Annotated in this window: 20 protein-coding genes; 14 read left to right on the forward strand and 6 right to left on the reverse strand. The window is 71.5% G+C overall.

Features of this window, described 5'->3' with window-relative positions; all coding sequences use genetic code 11:
* Positions 1 to 66 precede the first annotated feature (66 nt).
* Genes ACFVKT_RS30365 through cobI form a run of 7 tightly spaced genes read left to right on the forward strand, consistent with a single transcriptional unit; the run spans position 67 to position 10,911 of the window.
* Positions 67 to 1,008, forward strand: a complete 942-nt coding sequence (locus ACFVKT_RS30365; protein ID WP_385737459.1) for a cobalamin biosynthesis protein — start codon at positions 67 to 69, stop codon at positions 1,006 to 1,008.
* Positions 1,005 to 2,513 (forward strand): cobyric acid synthase, encoded by a 1,509-nt coding sequence (locus tag ACFVKT_RS30370; RefSeq protein WP_385737461.1) that lies wholly within the window; start codon positions 1,005 to 1,007, stop codon positions 2,511 to 2,513. Before ACFVKT_RS30365 ends, ACFVKT_RS30370 begins: the two co-directional genes overlap by 4 nt.
* On the forward strand, positions 2,510 to 6,163 hold the full coding sequence (gene cobN, locus ACFVKT_RS30375) for a cobaltochelatase subunit CobN (RefSeq protein WP_385737463.1): 3,654 nt from the start codon (positions 2,510 to 2,512) through the stop codon (positions 6,161 to 6,163). The genes ACFVKT_RS30370 and cobN overlap by 4 nt, the downstream gene beginning before the upstream one ends.
* Positions 6,160 to 8,151: a putative cobaltochelatase gene (locus ACFVKT_RS30380; RefSeq protein ID WP_385737465.1), complete on the forward strand. Its 1,992-nt coding sequence runs from the start codon at positions 6,160 to 6,162 to the stop codon at positions 8,149 to 8,151. Before cobN ends, ACFVKT_RS30380 begins: the two co-directional genes overlap by 4 nt.
* Positions 8,151 to 8,750 carry a cob(I)yrinic acid a,c-diamide adenosyltransferase gene (gene cobO, locus ACFVKT_RS30385; RefSeq protein WP_385737466.1) on the forward strand — a complete coding sequence of 200 codons (600 nt, stop codon included), beginning with the start codon at positions 8,151 to 8,153 and terminating at the stop codon, positions 8,748 to 8,750. The genes ACFVKT_RS30380 and cobO overlap by 1 nt, the downstream gene beginning before the upstream one ends.
* On the forward strand, positions 8,744 to 10,183 hold the full coding sequence (locus ACFVKT_RS30390) for a cobyrinate a,c-diamide synthase (protein ID WP_385737468.1): 1,440 nt from the start codon (positions 8,744 to 8,746) through the stop codon (positions 10,181 to 10,183). The genes cobO and ACFVKT_RS30390 overlap by 7 nt, the downstream gene beginning before the upstream one ends.
* Positions 10,180 to 10,911 (forward strand): precorrin-2 C(20)-methyltransferase, encoded by a 732-nt coding sequence (cobI, locus tag ACFVKT_RS30395; protein ID WP_385737470.1) that lies wholly within the window; start codon positions 10,180 to 10,182, stop codon positions 10,909 to 10,911. Before ACFVKT_RS30390 ends, cobI begins: the two co-directional genes overlap by 4 nt.
* Positions 10,912 to 10,922: 11 nt before the next feature.
* On the opposite strand, the gene ACFVKT_RS30400 is transcribed toward cobI, so the two are convergent.
* Entirely contained in the window at positions 10,923 to 11,651 is a 729-nt protein-coding gene (locus ACFVKT_RS30400; RefSeq protein ID WP_385737472.1) for a ZIP family metal transporter, read from the reverse strand.
* 223 nt (positions 11,652 to 11,874) lie between these two features.
* On the opposite strand from ACFVKT_RS30400, the gene cobM reads away from it, so the two are divergent.
* Genes cobM through cobC form a run of 6 tightly spaced genes read left to right on the forward strand, consistent with a single transcriptional unit; the run spans position 11,875 to position 18,396 of the window.
* Entirely contained in the window at positions 11,875 to 12,735 is an 861-nt protein-coding gene (gene cobM / locus ACFVKT_RS30405) for a precorrin-4 C(11)-methyltransferase (protein WP_385737473.1), read from the forward strand.
* Between the two features lie 44 nt (positions 12,736 to 12,779).
* Positions 12,780 to 14,039 carry a precorrin-6y C5,15-methyltransferase (decarboxylating) subunit CbiE gene (gene cbiE, locus ACFVKT_RS30410; RefSeq protein WP_385737864.1) on the forward strand — a complete coding sequence of 420 codons (1,260 nt, stop codon included), beginning with the start codon at positions 12,780 to 12,782 and terminating at the stop codon, positions 14,037 to 14,039.
* Positions 14,036 to 15,727: a precorrin-3B C(17)-methyltransferase gene (gene cobJ, locus ACFVKT_RS30415; protein ID WP_385737475.1), complete on the forward strand. Its 1,692-nt coding sequence runs from the start codon at positions 14,036 to 14,038 to the stop codon at positions 15,725 to 15,727. Before cbiE ends, cobJ begins: the two co-directional genes overlap by 4 nt.
* A gap of 14 nt (positions 15,728 to 15,741) precedes the next feature.
* Positions 15,742 to 16,389, forward strand: coding sequence for a precorrin-8X methylmutase (locus ACFVKT_RS30420; RefSeq protein ID WP_385737866.1), 648 nt, complete (start codon positions 15,742 to 15,744; stop codon positions 16,387 to 16,389).
* A complete protein-coding gene (locus ACFVKT_RS30425; protein ID WP_385737477.1) occupies positions 16,386 to 17,318 on the forward strand; it encodes a sirohydrochlorin chelatase in 933 nt (310 codons plus the stop codon). The genes ACFVKT_RS30420 and ACFVKT_RS30425 overlap by 4 nt, the downstream gene beginning before the upstream one ends.
* Entirely contained in the window at positions 17,296 to 18,396 is a 1,101-nt protein-coding gene (cobC, locus tag ACFVKT_RS30430; RefSeq protein ID WP_385737868.1) for an Rv2231c family pyridoxal phosphate-dependent protein CobC, read from the forward strand. Before ACFVKT_RS30425 ends, cobC begins: the two co-directional genes overlap by 23 nt.
* 172 nt (positions 18,397 to 18,568) lie before the next feature.
* Here cobC and ACFVKT_RS30435 read toward each other — a convergent pair whose 3' ends face one another.
* A complete protein-coding gene (locus tag ACFVKT_RS30435) occupies positions 18,569 to 19,477 on the reverse strand; it encodes an SCO1860 family LAETG-anchored protein (RefSeq protein ID WP_385737479.1) in 909 nt (302 codons plus the stop codon).
* A gap of 379 nt (positions 19,478 to 19,856) precedes the next feature.
* On the opposite strand from ACFVKT_RS30435, the gene ACFVKT_RS30440 reads away from it, so the two are divergent.
* Positions 19,857 to 20,903, forward strand: coding sequence for a hypothetical protein (locus ACFVKT_RS30440; RefSeq protein WP_385737481.1), 1,047 nt, complete (start codon positions 19,857 to 19,859; stop codon positions 20,901 to 20,903).
* Between the two features lie 67 nt (positions 20,904 to 20,970).
* On the opposite strand, the gene ACFVKT_RS30445 is transcribed toward ACFVKT_RS30440, so the two are convergent.
* From ACFVKT_RS30445 to ACFVKT_RS30460, 4 genes are read right to left on the reverse strand one after another with little or no spacing between them, the layout of a single operon-like run.
* Complete coding sequence (locus ACFVKT_RS30445; RefSeq protein ID WP_385737482.1) at positions 20,971 to 22,062, reverse strand: amidohydrolase family protein; 1,092 nt, start codon at positions 22,060 to 22,062, stop codon at positions 20,971 to 20,973.
* Between the two features lie 10 nt (positions 22,063 to 22,072).
* The gene (locus tag ACFVKT_RS30450) at positions 22,073 to 22,888 is read right to left on the reverse strand and encodes an amino acid ABC transporter ATP-binding protein (protein WP_385737484.1); all 816 of its coding nucleotides are present in this window, start codon (positions 22,886 to 22,888) and stop codon (positions 22,073 to 22,075) included.
* A complete protein-coding gene (locus ACFVKT_RS30455; RefSeq protein ID WP_385737486.1) occupies positions 22,885 to 23,718 on the reverse strand; it encodes an amino acid ABC transporter permease in 834 nt (277 codons plus the stop codon). The genes ACFVKT_RS30450 and ACFVKT_RS30455 overlap by 4 nt, the downstream gene beginning before the upstream one ends.
* A complete protein-coding gene (locus ACFVKT_RS30460) occupies positions 23,715 to 24,644 on the reverse strand; it encodes a basic amino acid ABC transporter substrate-binding protein (RefSeq protein WP_385737488.1) in 930 nt (309 codons plus the stop codon). Before ACFVKT_RS30460 ends, ACFVKT_RS30455 begins: the two co-directional genes overlap by 4 nt.
* Positions 24,645 to 24,803: the final 159 nt, after the last annotated feature.

A 24,803-nucleotide genomic window follows, 5' to 3' on the forward strand; every position in this document is an offset into this window, starting at 1 on the left:
CCATGCGCGGCTGCCCAAGTGCCTTGCGAACGACGGTTGTGCCTGACCTGACGGTCGGCTGAACCGGTGCGTGCCGATCGCGTCTTCGCGTACGGCGCCGCCGCCGGCCTCCTCGGTGACCTGCTGCTCGGCGATCCCCGCCGGGGGCATCCGGTCGCCTCGTTCGGCCGGGCCGCGGGAGCCGTGGAGCGGGTGCTGTGGCGGGACCACCGCGGGTGGGGCGCGCTGCACACCGCCGTGTGTGCGGGCGGTGCCACCGGGCTCGCGGCGCTCGCCAGTCATGCCGTACGTGGATCCCGTACCGCCTCCATCGCGCTGACCGCCGCCGCCACTTGGGCCGTCGTCGGGGGAACCTCCCTCGGCCGGGAGGCCCGGGCGATCGGCAGCGCGCTGGAAGCCGGCGATGTCGAGGTGGCCCGGGAGCGGCTGCCGCATCTGTGCGGGCGGGACCCGCAGGCGCTCGATGCGGACGGCATCGCGCGTGCCGTCGTCGAGTCGGTCGCCGAGAACACCTCCGACGCCGTGGTGGGCGCCCTCGTATGGGGGGCCATCGGCGGTGTGCCCGGGCTTGTCGGGTTCCGTGCCGTGAACACGCTCGACGCGATGGTCGGGCACAAGTCAGCCAGGTACCGGCGCTACGGCTGGGCCTCCGCTCGGCTCGACGATGTCGCGGGCTGGCCGGGGGCGCGGCTCACCGCTGCCCTCGCCACCGCTGCCGGAGATGATCCGCGAGGCGCCGTGCGGGCCTGGCGGGTGGACGCCTGCAAGCATCCGAGCCCCAACGCCGGGCCGGTGGAGGCCTCGTTCGCGGGGGCGCTCGGTGTGCGGCTCGGCGGGACCCTCGCGTACGGCGGAAGGGTCGAGCATCGGCCCGTACTGAACGGCGGGGGGCGTGCCGTGGTGGTCGGTGACATCGAGCGGGCCGTACGGCTGTCCCGGCGCGTGAGTTGGCTCGCGCTGGGCGTGAGCGTCGCCGGGCGGCTTCTCCGGAAGGGGCGTGCCTCGTGAGCGGCGGGCTGCTGGTCGCCGGGACCACCTCCGACGCGGGCAAGAGTGTCGTGACCGCCGGGATCTGCCGGTGGCTTGTGCGGCAGGGCGTCAAGGTCGCGCCCTTCAAGGCGCAGAACATGTCACTGAACTCGTTCGTGACGCGGGAGGGCGCCGAGATCGGGCGGGCACAGGCGATGCAGGCGCAGGCCGCTCGCGTGGAGCCGACCGCGCTCATGAATCCCGTGCTGCTCAAGCCGGGCAGTGACCGGAGCAGTCAGGTCGTCCTCATGGGGAAGCCCGTGGGTGAGATGAGCGCTCGCGGCTACCACGGGGGGCGGCAGGAAGCGCTGCTCGGGACCGTGCTGGAGTGCCTCGCCGAGTTGCGGGGCACGTATGACGCGGTGATCTGTGAGGGGGCGGGGAGTCCTGCCGAGATCAATCTGCGGCGGACGGACATCGTGAACATGGGGATCGCACGGAACGCGCGACTGCCCGTGCTTGTCGTGGGCGACATCGATCGTGGGGGCGTCTTCGCGTCCTTCTTCGGGACCGTCGCGCTGCTGTCGCGCGAGGACCAGGAACTCGTCGCCGGGTTCCTGGTGAACAAGTTCCGCGGGGATGTCTCCCTGCTGGAGCCGGGGCTCGACATGCTCCATGGGCTCACCGGGCGGCCCAGTTACGGCGTGCTGCCCTTCCGGCACGGCCTCGGGATCGACGAGGAGGACGGGATGGCGGTCTCGCTCAGGGGCGCCGTCCGGGAGTCCGCGGTCGCCGCGCCCGTCGGCGCGGACGTGCTGCGGGTCGCCGTCTGCGCGGTCCCCCTGATGTCCAACTTCACGGACGTGGACGCGCTGGCCGCCGAACCTGGTGTCGTCGTGCGCTTCGTGGACCGGGCCGAGGAACTGGCCGACGCGGACCTCGTCGTCGTACCCGGCACCCGGGGGACGGTGAAGGCGCTGGAGTGGCTGCGGGAGCGCGGGCTCGCGGACGCGATCGCCCTGCGGGCCGCCGAGGGGCGGCCCGTGCTCGGTATCTGCGGCGGCTTCCAGCTCCTCGGTGAGCACATCGAGGACGAGGTCGAGTCGCGGGCCGGTCATGTCGACGGGCTCGGACTGCTGCCCGTACGGGTGCGGTTCGCTCGGGAGAAGACGCTCACACGGCCCGTGGGCGAGGCCCTCGGGGAACACGTCGAGGGGTACGAGATTCATCACGGTGTCGCCCAAGTCACCGGCGGGGACGCCTTCTTGGACGGCTGCCGGGTCGGCGAGGTCTGGGGCACGCACTGGCACGGCTCGCTGGAGTCGGACGGGTTCCGGCGTGCCTTCCTGCGCGAGGTGGCGGCCGCCGCGGGGCGTCGCTTCGTATCGGCCGCCGGCACGTCGTTCGCGGCGCTGCGCGAGCAGCAGTTGGACCTGCTCGGCGATCTGATCGAGGAACACGCGGATACGGACGCGCTGTGGCGGCTCATCGAGTCGGGCGCGCCGTCAGGACTGCCTTTCATCCCACCGGGAGCGCCCGCATGAGCACAGTGTTGTTGTTGTCGACCGCCGACACGGATCTGCTGGCGGCCCGGGCCTCCGGCGCCGCGTACCGGATCGGCAATCCGACCAGGGTGGACGTCACCGCCGAACTCCCCGAGCTGGTCAGGGGCGCGGACATCGCCGTCGTACGGCTCCTTGGCGGGAAGCGCGCCTGGGAGGACGGGCTCGCCTTCCTCAAGGCGTCCGGTATTCCGACCGTGCTGCTCGGCGGGGAGGCCGTCCCCGACGCGGAGTTGATGGCCGAGTCGTCCGTGCCCGCCGGTGTGGTCGCCGAGGCGCTGCGCTATCTCGTGGAGGGCGGCCCGGAGAACCTGACCGAGCTGGCCCGCTTCCTCTCCGACACCGTGCTGCTCACCGGCGAGGGCTTCGAAGAGCCGCGGAAGACGGCCGAGTTCGGGGTCCACGGCGAGCGGGCGTTCGTCGAGGGTCGGCCGACGATCGGCGTGCTCTTCTACCGGGCGCACGAGCTGTCCGGCAACACCGGCTTCGTGGACACGCTGTGCGACGCGATCGAGGCGCGGGACGCCAACGCCCTTCCCGTGTACTGCGGTTCGCTGCGCGACGCCGACGCGGGACTGTACGAGATCCTCGCCAAGGCCGACACGCTGGTCGCCACCGTGCTCGCGGCCGGCGGCACCCACGCCTCAGAGGCCTCCGCCGGCGGTGACGAGGAAGCGTGGGACATCGGGGCGCTCGCCGACCTCGACATCCCTGTCCTGCAAGGACTCTGCCTCACCTCCTCGCATGCCGCGTGGGAGGCGTCGGACGCCGCCCTCTCCCCCATGGACGCGGCGATGCAGGTCGCGATCCCGGAGTTCGACGGGCGGCTCATCACCGTGCCGTTCTCCTTCAAGGAGCAGGGTCCCGACGACGTCCCGGTGTACGTCGCCAACCCGGAGCGGGCCGCGCGCGTCGCCGGAATCGCCGTGCGCCACGCCCGGTTGAAGCACAAGGCGAACAAGGACAAGAAGCTCGCGCTCGTCTTCACCGCCTACCCGACGAAGCACTCCCGGGTCGGCAACGCGGTCGGTCTCGACACGCCCGCCTCGGCGGTGCGGGTGCTGGACGCGCTGAAGGGCGCCGGGTACGCGCTGACCGAATACCCGGACAACGGCGACGAGTTGATCCACCGCCTCATCGCGGCCGGCGGCCACGACGTCGAGTGGCTGACCGAGGAACAGCTCGCCTCGGCCCCCGCACGCGTACCGCTCGCCGACTACCAGGCGTGGTTCGACAAGCTCGAACCCGCGCTGCGCGACGGCATGCTGGAGGCGTGGGGCGAGCCGCCGGGCAACCTGTACATCGACGGCGACGACATCGTGCTGGCCTCCCTCCAGTTCGGGAACGTCGTCGTGATGATCCAGCCGCCGCGCGGTTTCGGCGAGAACCCGATCGCGATCTACCACGACCCGGACATGCCGCCCTCGCACCACTACATGGCGGCCTACAGGTGGCTGGACAACTCGTTCGGCGCCGACGCGGTCGTCCACATGGGCAAGCACGGCACGATGGAATGGCTGCCGGGCAAGGGACTTGGCCTCAGCGGCGGCTGCGCGCCCGACGCCGTACTCGGTGAACTGCCCCTCATCTACCCCTTCATCGTCAACGACCCCGGCGAGGGCACCCAGGCCAAGCGGCGCGGGCACGCCACGGTCGTCGACCATCTCGTGCCGCCGATGGCGCGCGCCGACACGTACGGCGATCTGGCGAAGCTGGAGCAGCTCCTCGACGAGTACGCGCTCGTGTCCGACCTGGACCCGACGAAGGCGCCGGCCGTGCGCGCGCAGATCTGGACGCTGGTCAAGGCGGCCGAGCTGCACCATGACCTGCATGTCGACGACCAGCCGGACGACGACGACTTCGACTCGTTCGTCATGCACATCGACGGCTATCTGTGCGAGATCAAGGACGTGCAGATCAGGGACGGGCTGCACATTCTCGGCGGCGGTCCGGAGGCCGAACCGCGGGTGAACCTCGTACTGGCCGTGCTGCGCGCCTCGCAGGTGTGGGGCGGCACGGCGAACGCACTGCCCGGTCTGCGGGCCTGCCTCGCCGAGCACTTCGGGCTGGTGGAGAAGGAGTTGCTCGGCGAGCCGGGTGCGCCGGTGAAGGTGCCGGACGGGCTGACCTCGCTGGTCGAGGGACCCGCGCGGACCGGCGCCGACGCCATCGACCTCCTTGAGCAGCTGTGCCGCCGGTTCGCCGAGGGCATGGAGGAGCGCGGCTGGGACGCGGCGGCCGTCCCCGCTCTCGTGCGCGAGGTCGTGGGCGTCGAACTCCCGGACGCCGTCGCGGTGTTGAAGTTCGCCTGCGACGAGGTCGTACCCCGGCTCGCGAAGACGACCGACGAGATCAGCCACATCCTGAAGGCACTTGACGGCGGTTTCGTCCCTGCGGGCCCCTCCGGGTCCCCGACCCGCGGACTCGTCAACGTCCTGCCGACCGGCCGCAACTTCTACTCCGTCGATCCCAAGGCCATCCCGTCCAGGCTGAGTTGGGAGGTCGGGCAGGCGCTCGCGGACTCGCTGATCCAGCGGTACCTGAGCGACACCGGCGCGTACCCGACGTCCGTCGGCCTCACGGTCTGGGGCACCTCCGCCATGCGCACCCAGGGCGACGACATCGCGGAGATCCTCGCGCTGCTCGGCTGCCGCCCGGTGTGGGACGACGCGTCGCGCCGCGTGACGGGCTTCGAGATCGTGGGCCTTGAGGAGCTGGGCCGGCCGCGCATCGACGTCACGGTCCGTATCTCCGGGTTCTTCCGGGACGCGTTCCCGCACGTGGTCGGTCTCATCGACGACGCGGTGCGGGCGGTGGCCGAGCTGGACGAGCCCGCCGAGGGCAACTACGTGCGCAAGCACGCCGACGAGGACACCGCCGAGCACGGCGACCGGCGGCGCGCGACGGCTCGTATCTTCGGGTCGAAGCCCGGCGCGTACGGGGCCGGACTGCTGCCGCTCATCGATGCGCGGAACTGGCGCTCGGACGCCGACCTCGCCGAGGTGTACGCGGTCTGGGGTGGCTACGCCTACGGGCGCGGGCTCGACGGGCGGGCCGCGCGCGGCGACATGGAGACCGCGTTCAAGCGGATCGCCGTCGCCGCCAAGAACGTCGACACCCGCGAGCACGACCTCGTCGACGCGGACGACTACTTCCAGTACCACGGCGGCATGGTCGCCATGGTCCGCCATCTGACGGGCACCAGCCCCGAGGCGTACGTCGGCGACTCCGCCACGCCCGACCAGGTGAAGACCCGCACGCTGGGCGAGGAGACGCACCGGGTGTTCCGCGCCCGCGTGGTCAACCCCCGCTGGATGGCGGCGATGCGGCGGCACGGCTACAAGGGCGCCTTCGAGATGGCGGCGACCGTCGACTACCTCTTCGGGTACGACGCGACGGCCGGGGTCGTGGACGACTGGATGTACGAGAAGCTCAGCGCCGAGTACGTCTTCGACCCCGAGAACCGGGACTTCATGAAGAAGTCCAACCCCTGGGCGCTGCGCGGGATCACGGAGCGGCTGCTTGAGGCCGCCGACCGGGGGCTGTGGGCCGAGCCCGACGCGGAGACGCTGGAGCGGCTGCGCGCCACCTATCTGGAGCTCGAAGGCGACTTGGAGGGCGACGACCAGTGAGTACTCCCTTTCCGTTCACGGCCGTTGTCGGCCAGGACGACCTGCGGCTCGCACTGCTGCTGAACGCCGTGTCGCCCGCGGTGGGCGGTGTGCTCGTGCGCGGCGAGAAGGGCACGGCCAAGTCCACTGCCGTACGCGCCCTTTCGGTGCTCATCCCCGAGGTGGACGTCGTCGCCGGATGCCGATTCTCGTGTGCGCCGGCCTCCCCCGACCCCGCCTGCCCGGACGGTCCGCACGAGGTCGGTCCCGGTACGAAGCGTCCCGCCCGGATGGTCGAGCTGCCCGTCGGTGCCTCCGAGGACCGGCTCGTGGGTGCCCTGGACATCGAACGGGCGCTCGCGGAGGGCGTGAAGGCCTTCGAGCCGGGCCTGTTGGCCGACGCGCACCGCGGGATCCTCTACGTCGACGAGGTCAACCTGCTCCACGACCACCTGGTCGACCTGCTCCTCGACGCGGCCGCGATGGGTGCCTCCTACGTCGAGCGCGAGGGTGTCTCCGTACGGCATGCCGCCCGTTTTCTGCTCGTGGGGACCATGAACCCCGAGGAGGGTGAGCTCAGGCCTCAACTCCTCGACCGGTTCGGGCTGACCGTCGAGGTCGCCGCCTCGCGGGAGCCCGATCAGCGGGTCGAGGTGGTGCGCAGGAGGCTCGCGTACGACGACGATCCGGACGGCTTCGCGGCGCGGTGGGCGGACGAGGAGTCCGCCGTACGGGCGCAGATCGTGGCGGCGCGTGAGCTGTTGCCGTCCGTGCATCTCGGGGACGGGGCGCTGCGGCAGATCGCGGCGACCTGTGCGGCCTTCGAGGTGGACGGTATGCGCGCCGACATCGTGATGGCGCGGACGGCGACCGCGCTGGCCGCGTGGGCCGGGCGCACCGAGGTGCTCCCGGAGGATGTGCGGCAGGCGGCGCTGCTCGCGCTGCCGCACCGGCGTCGGCGTAATCCCTTCGACGCGCCGGGACTTGACGAGGACAAGCTCGACGAGACGCTGGAGGAGTTCGGGGGATCCGACGACGACCCCGACCCCGATCCGGATCCGAACGGGCCCGGTGGCGGCGGGCAGCCGCCGGAGGGTGACTCCCCCGCCGGTGATGCCGCCCCGGCGCAGGGCGAGCCCGGTGAGGGCGGGCAGCCGCAGGGCGGCGGCGAGCAGGCCCCCGTACAGGCCGCCGAGCCCTTTCGCACCAAGGTGCTGAGCGTGCCGGGGCTCGGCGAAGGTGCCGCCGGGCGGCGTTCGCGGGCGCGGACCGAGCACGGGCGGACAACCGGCTCGCGGCGGCCCCAAGGGGCGCTCACCAAGCTCCACTTGGCGGCGACCGTGCAGGCGGCGGCGCCGCATCAGCTGGCGCGCGGGCGCTCGGGGCGCGGTCTTGTCGTACGGCGGGACGATCTGCGGCAGGCCACCCGGGAGGGGCGTGAGGGGAACCTCGTGCTCTTCGTGGTGGACGCCTCCGGGTCGATGGCGGCGCGGCAGCGGATGAGTGCCGTGAAGGGTGCGGTGCTGTCGCTGCTGCTCGACGCGTATCAGCGGCGGGACAAGGTGGGGCTCGTGACCTTCCGCGGGTCCGCGGCCGAGGTCGCGTTGCCGCCCACCTCCTCGGTGGACGCGGCGGCGGCACGGCTGGAGTCCCTGCCGACGGGCGGCCGGACGCCGCTCGCGGCGGGTCTGCTCAAGGCGCACGACGTGCTGCGGGTCGAGCGGCTGCGGGATGCCGCGCGGCGGCCGTTGGTCGTCCTGGTGACGGACGGACGGGCCACCGGAGGTCCGGAGCCGGTGGCGCTCGCCGGGCGGGCGGCGCGGCTGTTCGCGGCCGACTCGGTCGCGTCCGTGGTCGTGGACTGCGAGGCGGGGGCCGTGCGACTGGGGCTCGCCGGGCAGCTCGCCGTGGAGCTGGCGGGTACCGCGGTGACCCTGGACGAGTTGCGGGCCGACTCCATCGCCGGTCTTGTCAGGGACGTGCAGGGCAACAACAGGAGGGCCGCGTAGTGCCGCAGGGGCAGCCGAGTGTCGTACCGGAGGACGGGCTGACGACACGGCAGCGGCGGAACCGGCCGCTGGTCGTCGTGCACACGGGCGTGGGGAAGGGCAAGTCGACGGCCGCGTTCGGGCTCGCGCTGCGCGCCTGGAATCAGGGCTGGCCCATCGGTGTGTTCCAGTTCGTCAAGTCGGCGAAGTGGAAGGTCGGCGAGGAGAACGCGCTGCGGGTGCTCGGCGCCAGCGGCGAGGGCGGGACCGTCGACTGGCACAAAATGGGCGAGGGCTGGTCCTGGGTGCAGCGCGACTCCCAGATGGACAACGAGGAGAAGGCCCGCGAGGGGTGGGAGCAGGTCAAGCGGGACCTGGCTGCCGAGACGTACCAGTTTTATGTGCTGGATGAATTCGCCTATCCCATGCACTGGGGGTGGATCGATGTCGACGAGGTCGTGGGCGTGCTGCGCGACCGGCCGGGGACCCAGCACGTGGTCATCACCGGGCGCAACGCCCCCGAGAAGCTGGTGGAGTTCGCCGATCTGGTGACCGACATGTCCAAGGTCAAGCATCCGATGGACGCCGGCCAGAAGGGCCAGAGGGGCATCGAGTGGTGATTTCCGTTCCTCGGCTGGTCATTGCCGCGCCCTCCTCGGGCAGCGGCAAGACCACCGTTGCCACGGGGCTGATGGCCGCGTTCGCCTCGCGGGGGCTTGCCGTGTCCCCGCACAAGGTGGGGCCCGACTACATCGATCCCGGGTATCACGCGCTCGCCACCGGGCGTGTGGGGCGGAATCTCGACGCGTATCTGTGTGGGGCGGAGCTGGTCGCGCCGTTGTTCGGGCATGGCGCCCGGGGGTGCGATCTCGCTGTCGTCGAGGGTGTGATGGGGCTGTTCGACGGGGCCGCGGGGGAAGGGGAGTTGGCCTCCACCGCTCATGTCGCGAAGTTGCTTCGGGCGCCGGTCGTTCTTGTTGTCGATGCTTCTTCGCAGTCCCGGTCCGTGGCCGCGCTCGTGCATGGGTTCGCCTCCTGGGATCCCGAGGTGCGGGTGGCGGGGGTGATCCTCAACAAGGTGGGGTCCGTGCGGCATGAGGGGATGCTGCGGGAGGCTCTCGAGGAGTCGGGGGTTCCCGTGTTCGGGGTCCTGCGGCGGGCGCCTCAGGTGGAGACGCCTTCTCGGCATCTGGGGCTTGTGCCTGTTGCCGAGCGGGGGGCGGCGGCCGTGGATGCGGTGGCCGCCATGGCCTCTCAGGTGCGGGAGGGGTGTGATCTCGGGGCGTTGCTTGCGTTGGCGCGTAGTGCGCCTGTGTTGGCGGGTGCGGCCTGGGATGCGGCTGGGGTTGTTGGTTCTTCGCCTCCTCCGCCCCTTCCCGTTCCTGAACTTGGGGGCTCCGCCCCCAAACCCCCGGTCGCCCGAAAGGCTCGTCCTCAAACGCCGGACGGGCTGAAAATCGTTGCCCTCGCCGGGGGACCTGCCTTCACCTTCTCCTACGCCGAACACTCCGAGCTGCTCTCCGCCGCCGGGGCCGAAGTTGTCACCTTCGACCCCCTGCGGGATGAGCAACTGCCCGCCGGTGTGGGCGGGTTGGTCATCGGGGGTGGGTTTCCCGAGGTGTACGCGCCCGAGCTATCCGCAAATGAGCCGTTGCGGAAGGCCGTTGCGGCGCTGGCCGAGAGTGGGGCGCCGGTCGCCGCCGAGTGTGCCGGGCTGCTGTATCTGTCGCGTGAGCTCGATGGGCAGCCGATGTGCGGGGTGATCGACGCCAAGGCCCGTATGGACGAGCGGCTGACCCTGGGATACCGGGACGCCGTCGCCGTGTCGGACAGTGTGCTCGCCGTGGCCGGGACGCGGATGCGGGGGCACGAGTTCCACCGGACCGTCGTCGAGCCCGGTGCCGGGGCGGCTCCCGCCTGGGGTGTGCGAGCCCCTCAGAAGCGGGTCGAAGGTTTCGTACAACACGGTGTGCACGCGAGTTATCTGCACACGCACTGGGCGTCCGAGCCCGGTGTCGCCCGTCGGTTCGTGGAGAGGTGCCTGACGTCATGAGCAGCAAGCTGATCGGAGTCGGGGTCGGGCCCGGTGACCCGGAGCTGGTGACCGTCAAGGGCGTCAACGCTCTGCGCGCCGCCGAGGTCGTCGTCGTACCCGTGATGGATACCGGTGAGCGGGGGCGGGCGGAGGCCACCGTCCTGCACTACGTGCCCGAGGAGAAGGTCGTACGGGTCGTGTTCGCGCTGAACGAGCGGACGGACCGGGGGCGGCGGGAGGCCGCCTGGGACGCGGCCGGGGAGCGGGTGGCCGGGCTGCTGGGCGCGCACGCCGTCGTCGCCTTCGCCACCATCGGCGATCCCAACGTGTACTCCACCTTCACCTATCTCGCGCAGACCATCGCGGAACTCGTACCGGGGACCGTCGTCGAGACCGTGCCCGGTATCACCGCCATGCAGGACCTCGCCGCGCGGTCGGGAGCCGTGCTCACCGAGGGAACCGAGCCGCTCACCCTGGTGCCGGTGACCGCCGGGGCCGCGGTCCTCAAGGACGCCCTCAACGGGCCGGGCACCGTCGTCGCGTACAAGTTCGGGCGGCAGGCCGCGGAAGTGGCCGAGGCGCTGCGCGAGACCGGGCGGCTCGACGACGCCGTGTGGGGGTCCGCGCTCGGCCTGGAGAGCGAGTCGATCCGGCCCGCGGCCGAACTCGACGGCGGACCGCTGCCGTATCTGTCGACGCTCATCGCGCCCGCGCGGCGCGAGAGCGGGCGCGGCGGGAAACTGTGAATCCCCGTCCGTCAGCCCGCGAGGCCCACCACCAGCCAGATGAAGCCCGCGCCCGCGACCGTGCACAGCAGGGTCGAGCGGGCGGGGTGTTCGTGGTGTGCCTCGGGGAGGATCTCGGCGGCGGCGAGATAGAGGAGTACGCCGCCGAAGAGGCCGAGATAGCAGCCGAGCAGTTGCTCCGGGATGGTGACGAAGAGCGTCGAGGCGGCGCCGGCCACCGGAGCCGCCGCGTCGGCGACGAGCATCATGATCGCCTTGCGGCGGTCGTTCCCGTACAGGCTCGTGATCGTGTACGTGTTGAAGCCGTCCGCGAAGTCATGGGCGACCACGGCGAGGGCCACGGCCAGGCCCATGCCGCCGCCGACCTGGAAGGCCGCGCCGATCGCCACACCGTCCATCACGCTGTGGCCGACCATCGCGCCGGCCGCCGTCAGGCCCACCTCGGGCGCCCGGCCGGCCTTCTCCTCACCGCCGTGCGCCGCCTGCCGTGCCGCCAGCAGGCGTTCCACCAGGTGGGCCAGCAGGAACCCGGCCACGAACAGCAGCAGCGCGGCCGGTACGCCGAAGACCTCCTCGCCCGCCGCGTGCAGCGCCTCCGGCAGCAGATCGAGGCCGACCACGCCGAGCATCAGGCCGCCGGCCAGGCCCAGGACCAGATGACGGCGGTCGGTCACCCGCTGTGCCGTCCAGCCGCCGGCCAGCGTCATCAGGAACGCGCCGAGCGCGACGAGGACCGCCATAAGCCCTTGCTATCCGATCAACCACCGTTCACGCACCTCCGCGGGCCCGTGTCCGCGGGTACACCCTGAAGTTTCGCAACGCACGCACGCACTGTTCGAGCGCACTGATGTTCAGCACGATCCGCGTGTCCCTATGTTCCGCATAACCCGCATGACCCGCATGACTCGCATGACTCGCATGACTCGCATGATCCGCATGTTCTGTAGGAGAGGACTCCATCCCATGGCCGACGCCCCCACCGGCAAGGTGACCATCGTCGGGGCCGGGCCCGGCGCCGCCGACCTGCTGACGTTCCGCGCCGCGCGCGCCATCGCGGAGGCCGACGTCGTGATCTGGGCGGCCAGTCTGGTGCAGGCGGAGGTCCTGGACCATGCGCGGGAGGGTGCGGAGATCCTGGATTCGGCGACGATGTCGCTGGAGGACGTGGTGGCCGTGTACGAGCGGGCCGCCGAGGAGGGCCTGAAGGTTGCCCGCATTCACTCCGGGGACCCCGCCCTGTGGGGCGGTACGCAGGAGCAGCTCGACCGGTGTGCGGACATCGGGGTCGAGACCGAGATCATCCCGGGCGTCTCCTCGTTCTCCGCCGTGGCCGCACTCGCGCAGCGCGAGCTGACGATTCCCGAGGTCGCGCAGTCCGTGATCCTCACCCGGCTCGGCGGCGGCAAGACGCCGATGCCGCCGGGCGAGGAGGTACGGGAGTTCGCCCGGCACGGGACGACCATGGCGCTGTTCCTGTCGGCGGCGCGCAGCGGCCAGCTCGTGCGCGAGCTGCTGGAGGGCGGCTATCCGACGTCCACGCCGGTCGTGGTGGCGTACCAGGTGACCTGGCCGGAGGAACTCCTCGTGCGGTGCACGATCGAGACCCTCGAAGAGACCGTCAAGGAACACAAGCTCTGGAAGCACACCCTCTTCCTGGTCGGCCCGGCGCTGGACGCGAGCGGCACGCGCTCCCACCTCTACCACCCAGGTCACTTCCACGAGTTCCGCAAGGCCGACCCGCGGGCGCGGGCGGAGCTGCGCGCGGAGCGGAGCGCGGCTCGTAACGCGGCTCGGAGCACGGCTCGGAAGGGCAGTCCTTCGTGACGACCGTCGCGGGCAGAGACGCGAACACCGTGACCGGTGCGGGTGTGATCACCGTCTTCGGTACGGGTACGGGGGCGCCCTTGGCCCCCGAAGCGGCGTCCGCCGTAGCCGAGGCCGGGCTCGTCGTCGGGGGCCGGCGGCATCTGGCGGCGGCAGGGCCCCTGGAGGGGGCGGAGCAGGTCGTACTCGGTCCGCTCGCGCCCGCGCTCGACGGGATCGAGCGATATGTGAACAAGGCGGACAAGCAGGGCCGGGTCGTCGTGCTCGCCTCCGGTGATCCCGGGTTCTTCGGTATCGTGCGGGCGCTCGCCGAACGCTTCGGCGCGGAGCGGCTGGACGTCCGGCCCGGTGTGTCGTCCGTCGCCACCGCCTTCGCCCGCGTCGGGCTGCCCTGGGACGACGCCGTGGTGGTCAGCGCCCACGGTCGTGAGCTGCGTACGGCCGTCAACGTCTGCCGGGCCCGGCCCAAGGTGGCGGTGCTGACCGGCCCCGGCTCCGGGCCCGCCGAACTGGGCGCCGCGCTTGCCTACCACTCCCGGGAACGTGTCCTCGTCGTCGCGAGCGCCCTTGGCGACCCCGAACACGAGCGCGTGGAACGGGTCACGCCCGCCGAGGCCGCCGCCCGTGACTGGGGTACGGCGGTGAGTGTCGTCCTGTGCCTGGACGAGTCGCGCGCTCTCAACCCCGTGCGGACCGTCGCCGGGCCGTCCGCCGGTCCCGCCCAATGGGCGCTGGAGGAGCAGGAGTTCACCCACCGCGACTCGATGATCAGCAAGTTCGAGGTACGGGCACTCGCGCTGGCCCGGATCGGGCCGCGGCTCGGCGAGCTGGTCTGGGACATCGGCGCGGGCTCCGGCTCCGTCGCCGTCGAGTGCGCGCGGTTCGGAGCCGCCGTCACCGCCGTCGAGAAGACGCTGGACGGCTGCGAGCGCGTCCGCGCCAATGCCGAGGCGCACGGCGTGGACGTACACGTCGTGCACGGGGCCGCGCCGACGGTGCTGTCCGATCTGGACGATCCGGACGCGGTCTTCATCGGCGGCGGGGGGCGCGAACTGCCCGCCATAGTCACGGCCTGCGCCCGGCGCGCCCGGCGGGCCGTCGTGGTCGCCATGGCCGCGCTCGACCGGGTGCCCGCGGTGCGGGACGCGCTCAACGGTGCCGGGTTCGACTGCGAGGGCGTGCTGTTGCAGTCGTCCCGGCTCGCACCGCTGCCGGGCGGCGTCGACCGGCTCTCGGCCACCAATCCCGTTTTCCTGCTGTGGGGCGTCCGGCCCCCGGCGCATACCGAAGGAGTCCCCCAGTGATCGGCCTGATTTCCGCCACGGCGGCGGGTGCGGCCGGCCGTGACCGGCTGGCCGCGGCCTGGCCCACGCGTGCCCGGGTGTACGACGGGTCCGTCGGGGACGCCGTGCGGCGGGCGTTCGCCGAGTGTGACCAGGTGGTGTGCTTCCTTGCCACCGGGGCGGTGGTTCGGCTGATCGCGCCGCTGTTGGGCGACAAAGCGTCCGACCCGGGGGTCGTGTGCGTCGACGAGGCGGGGCGGTTCGCCGTGTCCCTGGTGGGGGGTCACGGGGGTGGCGCCAATGAACTCGCTCGCGAGGTGGGTGAGTTGCTCGGGGCGGAGCCGGTGGTGACCACGGCGACCGATTCGGTGGGGATGCCGGGGCTCGACACGCTCGGCTTCCCCGTGGAGGGGGATGTCGCGGGAGTCACCCGGGCCCTGCTCGACGGTGAACCCGTCGCGCTGCACGCCGAGTTGGCGTGGCCCCTGCCGCCGCTGCCGGTCGCGTCGGGAGGTGTGCACGCGATCCGGGTCACCGACCGTCTGGTTCCGCCCGCCGACCGGAACGTGGTGCTGCGTCCGCCCTCCCTCGTCGTCGGAGTCGGCGCCTCCAAGGGTGCCCCTGTCGACGAGGTCCTCGGGCTCGTCCAGGACGCCCTGCGGGAAGCCGGGTTGTCGCCGAGGTCCGTCGCCCAGATCGCCACCGTCGACGCCAAGGCGCAGGAGCCCGGCATCGTCGGGGCCGCCGAGCGGCTCGGGGTGCCCCTGGTGACGTACAGCGCCGAGGAGTTGGCGACGGTCGACGTGCCGAACCCCTCCGACGCGCCGCTCGCCGCGGTCGGCACCCCCTCCGTCGCGGAGGCCGCGGCGCTCGCGGGCGGCGGTGAACTCCTGCTCCCCAAGCGGAAGTCGGTACGCGCGGACGGGCGGCCGGCGATGGCGACCTGTGCGGTGGTACGCCGGGCCGCGCGCGGCCGGCTCGCGGTGGTCGGGCTCGGGCCCGGCGCCCGTGATCTGCTGACGCCCCGTGCGAAGGCCGAGCTGCGGCGGGCGTCCGTGCTCGTCGGGCTCGACCAGTACGTCGACCAGATCCGCGATCTGCTGCGGCCGGGGACCCGCGTCCTGGAGTCGGGGCTCGGCGCCGAGGAGGAACGGGCGCGTACGGCGGTCGAGGAGGCGCGGCGCGGGCAGGCCGTCGCGCTGATCGGCAGTGGGGACGCGGGGGTGTACGCGATGGCGTCGCCCGCGCTGGCCGAGGCGTCCGACGACATCGACGTGGTCGGGGTGCCCGGGGTGACCGCCGCGCTGGCCGCCGGGGCGATCCTGGGCGCGCCGCTCGGGCACGACCATGTGTCGATCAGCCTCTCCGATCTGCACACGCCGTGGGAGGTCATCGAGCGTCGGGTACGGGCGGCGGCCGAGGCCGACATCGTCGTGACGTTCTACAACCCGCGCAGCCGGGGCCGCGACTGGCAGCTTCCGAAGGCGCTGGCGGTCCTCGCCGAGCACCGGGAACCGACGACGCCCGTGGGTGTCGTACGGAACGCCTCACGCCCCGACGAGTCCAGCCGCCTCACCACCCTCTCTGGGCTCGACCCGGCGACGGTGGACATGATGACCGTGGTGACCGTGGGCAACACTGCGACCCGTGAGATCGCCGGCCGCATGGTGACACCGCGCGGCTACCGCTGGCAGGAGGAGGCCAAGTGAGCGCTACGACCGGGGTGACCCGTGTGGTGCACCCCATCGAGCAGGAGTCCTTCCGGCGGCTGCGCGCGCGCCTGGACACCTCGCACTTCCCGCCGCTGACCCGGGCGGTCGTGGAGCGGGTCATCCACTCCGCGGCCGACCTGGAGTACGCGGACGATCTCGTCGTCGACGAACGCGCCCTGGAGCGCGGGCATATCGCGCTGCACGCGGGGGCACCCGTCGTCGTCGACGTCGAGATGGTCGCGGCGGGCATCACCCGGCGCGACACGGTCTGTCGCCTCAAGGACGCCAGGTCCGGTCCTGGGCTGACCCGTTCGGCGCACGCGATCCGGCTCGCGTACGAGGAGGTCGGGCCCGGCGCGCTCTGGGTGATCGGCTGCGCGCCGACCGCCCTTGAGGAGTTGCTGACCCTGGACGCCGATCCCGCGCTCGTCATCGGTCTGCCCGTCGGGTTCGTCGGCGCCGCCGAGTCCAAGGCCGCGTTGCGCGCGAGCGGGCTGCCCGCCGTCAGCAACGTGTCCGAGAAGGGCGGCTCCGCGGTCGCCGCGGCGGCGCTCAACGCCCTGCTGTACCAACCTGTTTCTGCTCCTGAGCCTGTTTCTGTTGCCGGCTCGGAGCCTGTCTCTGCTTCTGTTTCTGTTTCTTCTGAGGAGAAATCGTGACCACCCCGCCCCCCGCCCTGCTCATCGCCGGACACGGCACCCGGGACGAGGCCGGTGCCGATGCCTTCCGCGCCTTCGTACGGGAGTTGGGGCGCCGCAACCCCGAACTGCCCGTCGCGGGCGGCTTCATCGAGCTGTCCCCGCCGCCGCTGGGTGACGCCGTGACAGAACTGGTCGAGCAGGGGGTACGACGTTTCGCCGCCGTACCGCTGATGCTGGTCTCCGCCGGGCACGCCAAGGGGGACATCCCGGCGGCGCTGGCCCGTGAGAAGGAGCGGCACCCCGGGATCTCGTACACCTACGGGCGTCCGCTGGGTCCGCACCCGGCGCTCCTCACCGTCCTTGAGCGGCGGCTCGACGAGGCCCTGGGCTCCGCTTCCCGGACGCCCGAGGACCGGGCCGATGTGACCGTGCTGCTGGTGGGGCGCGGTTCCACCGACCCGGACGCCAACGCCGAGGTGCTCAAGGCGGCGCGGCTGCTCTGGGAGGGCCGGGGGTACGCGGGCGTCGAGACGGCGTTCGTGTCGCTGGCCGCGCCCGACGTGCCCTCCGGCCTCGACCGCTGCGTGAAGCTGGGCGCCCGCCGGATCGTCGTCCTGCCCTACTTCCTCTTCACCGGCATCCTGCCCGACCGGGTGCGCCGGCAGACCGAGGGCTGGGGTGCCGCGCACCCGGACGTCGAGGTGCGCTCCGCCGATGTCATCGGCCCCGAGCCGGAGTTGCTCGACCTGGTCATGGAGCGCTACCGCGAGGCCGTGCAGGGAGACCTGCGGATGAACTGCGACTCCTGCGTCTACCGCATCGCGCTGCCCGGCTTCGAGGACAAGGTCGGACTGCCCCAGCAGCCGCACTTCCACCCGGACGACGACGGTGACCACCAGCACCACGGACACCACCATGACGGCCATGCCCACGCCCACGCCCACTGAGGGGGCGCCCTCGGCGGGCGTCGGCGACTGGCACGATCTGCGCCATCACGGGGACGCCGAGGTGCGCGACGACGGTTCGGCGCTCACCGATCTCGCCGTGAACGTCCGCGCCGACACCCCTCCGGAGTGGCTGCGCGAGCGGATCGCCGCCTCGCTGACCGGGCTTGCCGCCTATCCCGACGGGCGGGACGCGCGGGCGACGGTGGCGGCGCGGCACGGGCTGTCCGTCGAACGGGTGCTGCTCACGGCGGGTGCCGCCGAGGCGTTCGTGCTGCTCGCGCGTGCCCTGAAGGTGCGTCAGCCCGTGGTCGTGCACCCGCAGTTCACCGAGCCGGAGGCGGCGCTGCGGGATGCCGGGCACTCTGTCGACCGTGTCCTGCTCCGCGAGGAGGACGGCTTCCGGCTCGATCCGGCGGCCGTTCCCGAGGACGCGGATCTCGTCGTGGTCGGGAACCCGACCAACCCGACGTCCGTGCTGCATCCGGCCGCCCTGATCACTGAACTCGCCCGGCCCGGACGGACGTTGGTCGTCGACGAGGCGTTCATGGACGCCGTGCCGGACGAGCGGGAGGCGCTCGCCGGGCGGACGGACGTGCCCGGTCTCGTGGTGCTGCGCAGCCTCACGAAGACGTGGGGGCTGGCCGGACTTCGCATCGGCTACGTCCTCGCCTCCCCCGAGACGATCGTCGACCTGGAGCGTGCCCAGCCGCTGTGGCCGGTGTCCACGCCCGCGCTTGCCGCGGCGGCGGCGTGCGTGTCCTCCCGGGCGCTCGCGGAAGCCGCCCATGCGGCGCGGCGGGGCGCGGCGGATCGGGCCCATCTGGTGGCCGGGCTTGAGGAGTTCGCGCCGGACGGGGTGCGGGTGGTCGGGCCTGCGGAGGGGCCGTTCGTGCTGGTCCGGCTTCCTCGGGCGGCTGCCGTGCGCCGCCGGCTGCGGGGACTGGGCTTCGCCGTGCGACGGGGGGACACCTTTCCCGGGCTTGGCGAGGAGTGGATACGGGTGGCGGTTCGGGACCGGGTGACGGTGAACCGGTTTCTGCAGGCGCTGGATCGGGCGGTGACGGTGGTTGGGGGGTGAGGTGGGGTCTGTCGCCCCCTCCGCCCCTACCCGTCCCGTTTCTGGGGGCTACCGCCCCCAGACCCCCGCTTCGCGCTGAACGCGCTCGTCCTCAAACGCCGGACGGGCTGAAACGGGGCGTAGCCCCGGAAGGATGGGACGGGCAGGGGCGGAGGGGCGAAAAACCCATTCCTCAGCCCCGACTACGCCGCCCCATCACCACCACTCCCCCACCCACCGCAAGCAGCACAACCGCCCCGCCCACCACGTACGGTGTCATCGCCCCGCCCCCGGTCTCGGCGAGCCCCGCCTCCGCGGGCGCCCCCTGCGGCTTCACCTCAGCCACCGGCGTTTCGGAGGACGTCGTCGGTACGGCCGGCGCCTCGCAGGTCGCCCCCGCCAGGGTCAACGTTCCTTCCACCTCGGCCACGTTCAGCTTCAACGGGTTGATGGACACCGTGAGTTCGAGCGCGGACGCGGCTGCCGTACGGGACGTGGTCTGGGTCTTGGAGAGGTCGAGCCGGACTTCGCCGATGCCGGGTACGTCCACCACGGTCGGGCCGCCGGCGGACAACGTCACCTTCTTGCCGAGCACCGTGACCGCGCCCAGCAGATTCGAGGTGGCGACCGGCTGCTTGCCCGCTTCGCAGGTCGCCTTCGACGTGACCGACTCGACCTCGATGAGGGAGAGCAGCGGAAGCCCGGGGACATGGACCTTCGCGTGCGCGAGATTGGTGTACCCCTCGGCCTTCGACTCGGACACCGTCGCCCTCGCGGTGGCGACCTCCGCGCCCAGCACGGTGAACGCCTTTCCGCCGTCGACGCCGTCCAGACGGGCGGTGAGCGCGGTCTTCTCGGCGCTCTGCGGCGCCTGAACCTCGTTGAGGGAGACGGCGAGTGGGACGTTCACCGTCTTGTTGAGCAGGGACACGTCGAGACCGGTCCGCAGGACCACGGCACTGGCGCGGCCCTGCCCTGCCGTGTCGTCGGTCGCGTGCGCGGACACCGCTCCGGCCAGCGCCGTGGGACCGGCGGCGAGGAGGGTGGCTGCGGCGACGACGGCGCAACGGCGTGCGGGCATGCGGAAGTTGTTGCTGTTCAAGGGTGGGACCCCCATAAGAGATAGCTCGGGACCCGGCAAGAATTACGCACTGAGAGTGAACAGTCAGTAATCTGGCGTGACTTCACTCCAACGGGCAGATTCCGCACAATTCTTCGAATCACACGACACGGCTGTTCGCCACCGTCACCCGTTCGACAACCCTGCGCGAACACACCGGTTACTGCCGGGCGCGCAGGACGGAGTGCACAACGAGCCGGCACACCTGCTCGTCACGCTCTGTCAACCAGAGCGCCCTGTGCGATCGCTTCCTGGGTGTGCGCCGGGCTGGGGTTGCCGGAGGTGCGTGCCACGCGATGTCCTACGGTGATCAGACCGTCCTTCTTTCCGGCGATCATCACGACACCAGGAGTGTTCCCAGGTGGCTTCCACCGACCGCCGTCGTCTGCACTTCGTCGGCAGCCTGCCGCAGTTCGACGACGCCACATCCGCGTTCCGCTGGCAGCAGCACGAGCTGGCGGGACGCGTGCGGCGCCTGTCCGGCGGGGAGACCGGACCGCGACTGCAGTGGTTCGTGCCGCTGGTCAAGGCCATCAAGGCGCTGCCGCACATCCGTACCGTGCAGGACGGTGAGTGGACCGGCTACGACGACACGGACCGGCTGAAGGTCCAGCGCGGCAGCCGCCTCACACCGGGCGACATCCCGATGCGGCTGAGCGAGTACGCGCGGGAGGAACTGGCCGCCTTGGACGCCCTCGGCACGCCGGCATCCGCGGACCTGCCTCTCCAGGTCGGCGTTCCGGGCTACCTCGACATGGCCCTCTTCATCTTCGGACCGGTCGGTGTCTTCCGCCACGCCCGCGCCTTCCGCGACGCGACGGCCGGGCAGATCGCGGACGTGCACCGCACGGCAGGCGACGCCCTGGTCTTCCAGCTCGAAGTGCCCGCCGCCCTCATCGCCGTGGTGTCGGCGCCGCGGCCGCTGCGGCCACTGCTGGCCCGGCTCATGGCGCGGCTGGTGACCAGCCAGGTCTCGAAGGCGCCGCAGGGCAGCCGCTTCGGCGTCCACCTGTGCCTCGGAGATCTCGGTCACCGGGCCTTGAAAATACCGTCGTCGGCAGCTCCCCAGGCGGTGCTGGCCAACGCTCTGGTGCGCCGCTGGCCCCAAGGCCGGCCGCTGGAGTTCGTCCACCTCCCGCTGTCCGGCGGTGATCAGCCACCCGTCACCTCCACCGCCTACTACGCCCCGCTCCGCCGGCTGCGGGTTCCGTCGGACGTATCCGTGGTGGCCGGAATCGCGCACGAGGAGCAGCCGGCCGGCGACCAGCTGGCGGTCCGGGCCCTCGTCGAAGAAGCACTCGGCCGCCGTACGGACATCGCCACCGCCTGCGGCCTGGGCCGCCGTACGTCGGAACAGGCGGCACGGGCCGTCGACAGCATGCGCGTCCTGCTCGACGACGAGAAATGAGAAAGAGAGAAAAGAGCTACGCCGGGGCGATGTCCTCCCTCTCCGCCTGACCCCTGCCCTGGGGGCCCTACCCCACGACCCGTCCGTTCAGCACGATCCGCCGAGGGGCGGCCAGCAGCCGTACGTCCGCCCGCGGATCCCCCTCGTACACCACGAGGTCCGCGGGTGCCCCCTCGTCCAGCCCAGGGCGCCCCAGCCACTGCCGTGCGCCCCATGTCGTGGCCGACAGCGCCTCGACCGGCGGGAGGCCTGCCTTTGTCAGCTCGGCGACCTCGTCCGCCACCAGGCCGTGGGCCAGCGCGCCGCCCGCGTCGGTGCCGACGTACACGGGGATTCCGGCGTCGTACGCGGCGCGCACGGTGTCGTAGCGGCGGTCGTACAACTGGCGCATGTGCGTGGACCATTGGGGGAACTTCGACTCGCCGCCGTCGGCGAGCTGCGGGAAGGTCGCGATGTTGACGAGGGTCGGGACGATCGCCACTTTGTGCTCGGCGAAGAGCGGGATGGTGTCCTCGGTCAGGCCCGTCGCGTGCTCGATGCAGTCGATGCCGGCCTCGACCAGATCCCGCAGGGAGTCCTCGGCGAAGCAGTGCGCGGTGACGCGGGCGCCGAGACGGTGGGCCTCGGCGATCGCGGCCTCGACGGTGTCCCGGGGCCAGCAGGCGCTCAGGTCGCCGGTGCCGCGGTCGATCCAGTCGCCCACCAGCTTGACCCAGCCGTCACCGCGCCGGGCCTCCTGGGCGACGTACGCGACGAGGTCCTCCGGCTCGATCTCGTGCGCGAAGTTCCGGATGTAGCGGCGGGTGCGCGCGATGTGGCGGCCCGCACGGATGATCTTCGGGAGGTCTTCGCGGTCGTCGGTCCAGTGGGTGTCCGAGGGCGAGCCCGCGTCGCGGAGCAGCAGCGTTCCGGCCTCGCGGTCCGTCAGCGCCTGCTTCTCGGCGACGTCGGCGGGGACGGGGCCGTGCAGGCCGAGCCCTACGTGGCAGTGCGCGTCGACCAGGCCGGGCAGGGCCCAGCCGTCGACGGTGCGGATGTCACGGGCGCCGGCGGGGCGCTCGTACGAGATCCGGCCGCCGACGACCCACAGCTCGTCCCGGACGTCCTCGGGCCCGACGAGAACCCGTCCCCTCACGTGCAGCACGGTGCGATCGCTCATGCACTGCACCCTAATTGGAGCCCTGCTCCCCCTTGCCCACCTGGTCCGAGACCCCTTCCTCCACGTCCGCCATCGCGGGGTCGAGGAGGCGGGACAGGAAGTGGCGGGTGCGCTCGTGGCTCGGGTTGCCGATGACCTGGGCGGGGGCGCCCTCCTCGACGATCACGCCGCCGTCCATGAAGACGACGCGGTCGGCGACCTCGCGGGCGAAGGTCATCTCATGGGTGACGACCATCATCGTCATGCCCTCGTTCGCGAGCATCCGCATGACGGCGAGTACGTCGCCGACGAGTTCGGGGTCCAGGGCCGAGGTCGGCTCGTCGAAGAGCATCACCTCGGGGCCCATGGCCAGCGCGCGGGCGATGGCGACGCGCTGCTGCTGACCGCCGGAGAGGGAGGCGGGGTAGGCGTCGGCCTTCTCGGACAGGCCCACGCGCCGCAGGTTCTCCGCGGCGACCTTGGCGGCCTCGGCCTTGTCCCGCTTCAGCACCCGGCGCTGCGGCAGCGTGAGGTTGTCGGTCACCGACAGATGCGGGAAGAGGTTGAACTGCTGGAAGACCATGCCGATACGGCGGCGTACGGCGTCGATGTCGACGTCAGGGTGCGTGATCTCCGTACCGCCGACGAAGACCTCGCCCTTGGTGGGCTCCTCAAGGAGGTTCACGCAGCGCAGCAGCGTGGACTTGCCCGAGCCGGACGGGCCGATGACGCAGACGACCTCGCCCGAGCCGATCTCCAGGTCGATGCCGCGCAGCACCTCGTTGTCACCGAAGGACTTGTGCAGGCCCTTGACCTGGATTTCTGGAGTACTGCTCACTTGGCTCACTTGGTGGCCTCCCCGGCCTTCGTCTCCAGTCGGCGTACGACGAAGCCGAGCGGGATCGTGACCAGCAGATAGCACAGGCCCGCGACCAGGATCGGCGTGGAGTTGGCGGTCTGGCTCGCCAGGTCGCGCCCGAACTTGGTGAGTTCGCGCTCCTCCAGCGTGACACCGAGGAACAGCACCAGCGAGGAGTCCTTGAAGAGGAGGACGAGTTCGTTGGTGAGCGGCGGGATCACGATGCGGAACGCCTGCGGGATGATGATCGAGACCATCGCCCGGGTGTGCGAGAAGCCCAGTGAACGGGCCGCCTCCATCTGCCCCTTGGGCACCGCCTGGATGCCCGCGCGGATCGTCTCCGCCATGTACGCGGCCGAGACAAGGCCGAGGGCGAGGGCCACCTTGCCGTAGGTGCCGCCGGGGATCTCCGTGCCCGGGAACGCGAGCGGCACGGCGACGCCCACGAAGACGAAGATCAGCAGGGCGGGCAGGCCGCGGAAGATCTCGATGTAGATGCCGGCGACCCAGCGGTAGGGGCCCACCGGGGACAGCCGCATCAGGGCGACGACCATGCCGAGCACCAGGCCGAAGACGAAGCCGGACATCGTGTAGAGCACGGTGTTCTTCAGCGCCATCGTGATGACGTCCGGGAACATCTGCGTGACGAGGTCCCACTGCGCGAACTGGTTCTTCAGCTGCGCCCAGTCGGCCGTGACCGCGAAGGCGACCACGGCCGCGACGAACACGGCGTACTGGGCGCCGCGTGACAGCGCGCGCTTCTGACGCCGGGTCAGGCCGCTTTTGCGGGGCTGGAGTCGGGTGTCGGTACCACTCATGAGGCGGACGGGGAGACGGAGGCCGAAGCCGCGTCCGTCGGGGTGGCGGAGTCGGACGGGGTGGAGACGGCGGCCGAGTCGGACGGCGAGGCCGACGGGGACGCGGAGGCCGCGGACTCGTCGTACGGGCCGATCCACTTCTCGTACAGCGTCTTGTACGTGCCGTCCGCCTTCGCGTCCGTGAGCGCCTTGTTGATGGCGTCGAGGAGCGCGGTGTTGCCCTTCTTCACCGAGAAGCCGTACTGCTCACCGGTGTTGATGTTGTCGGCGACCTCGAAGGCGTCCGCGTTGGCCTTGTCCTTCAGCCAGCCCTGGACGACCGGGTAGTCGATGATGACGGCCTGGACCTGGCCGGTGCGCAGGCCGTTGAGGACGGCGTCGGAGGACTCGAAGGAGACCGGGTCGAGGCCGTGGCTCGTGGCGTAGTCCTCGCCGGTGGTCTGGGCCTGGGTGCCGACCTTCTTGCCCTTGAGGTCCGCGAAGGAGGTGATGCCGCTCTTCTTGTCGACGAGGACGGCCTGCGTCGCGTCGAAGTACGGGTCCGAGAAGTCGACGTTCTTCTTGCGCTCGTCGGTGATCGTCATGCCGGCCGCGGCGAGGTCGCACTCGCCGGAGTTGAGGAACGCGCCGGTCTTGAAGTTCTCGAAGGGCGTGTCGATGAACTCCTGCTTCACGCCCAGGTCCTTGGCGACCAGGTCGATCAGCGAGACGTCGAAGCCCTGCACCTTGCCGTCGATCTCCGACTGGAAGGGCGGGTACGGGAGGTGGGTGCAGGTGGTGATCTGTCCCGCCTTGACGAGCTTGACGCCCTTGACTGTGGTCGAGCCGCCGCCGTCGTCCGAGGAGCAGCCGGCCACGAGCAGCAGCCCGGCCGTCGCGGTGGTGGCGGCCAGAAAGCGGGATCGGCGTCCGAGGACCGGGTTCACGGGGGACCTCCTGTGGGGGAACAGTGGGTTCTGATTATAAGGAAAGGTTTGGAGCACTCAAACCAATCCGATGGTCACTGAGCTGTCCGGCCTCAGAAGTCGCCGGTCCGGGGCTGAACAACAGCGCCGGTTACGCTCTGACCCATCCGATTCATTGCC

It is taken from the genome of Streptomyces sp. NPDC127595 (assembly GCF_042671685.1).
In the GTDB taxonomy this organism is placed as follows: domain Bacteria; phylum Actinomycetota; class Actinomycetes; order Streptomycetales; family Streptomycetaceae; genus Streptomyces.

Coding starts and splice junctions, on each gene's coding strand:
- cobN (WP_385737463.1), top strand. CDS start 2,510: ATGAGCACAGTGTTGTTGTTGTCGACCGCCGACACGGATCTGCTGGCG.
- cobI (WP_385737470.1), top strand. CDS start 10,180: ATGAGCAGCAAGCTGATCGGAGTCGGGGTCGGGCCCGGTGACCCGGAG.
- ACFVKT_RS30400 (WP_385737472.1), bottom strand. CDS start 11,651: ATGGCGGTCCTCGTCGCGCTCGGCGCGTTCCTGATGACGCTGGCCGGC.
- cobM (WP_385737473.1), top strand. CDS start 11,875: ATGGCCGACGCCCCCACCGGCAAGGTGACCATCGTCGGGGCCGGGCCC.
- cobC (WP_385737868.1), top strand. CDS start 17,296: ATGCCCACGCCCACGCCCACTGAGGGGGCGCCCTCGGCGGGCGTCGGC.
- ACFVKT_RS30445 (WP_385737482.1), bottom strand. CDS start 22,062: ATGAGCGATCGCACCGTGCTGCACGTGAGGGGACGGGTTCTCGTCGGG.
- ACFVKT_RS30455 (WP_385737486.1), bottom strand. CDS start 23,718: ATGAGTGGTACCGACACCCGACTCCAGCCCCGCAAAAGCGGCCTGACC.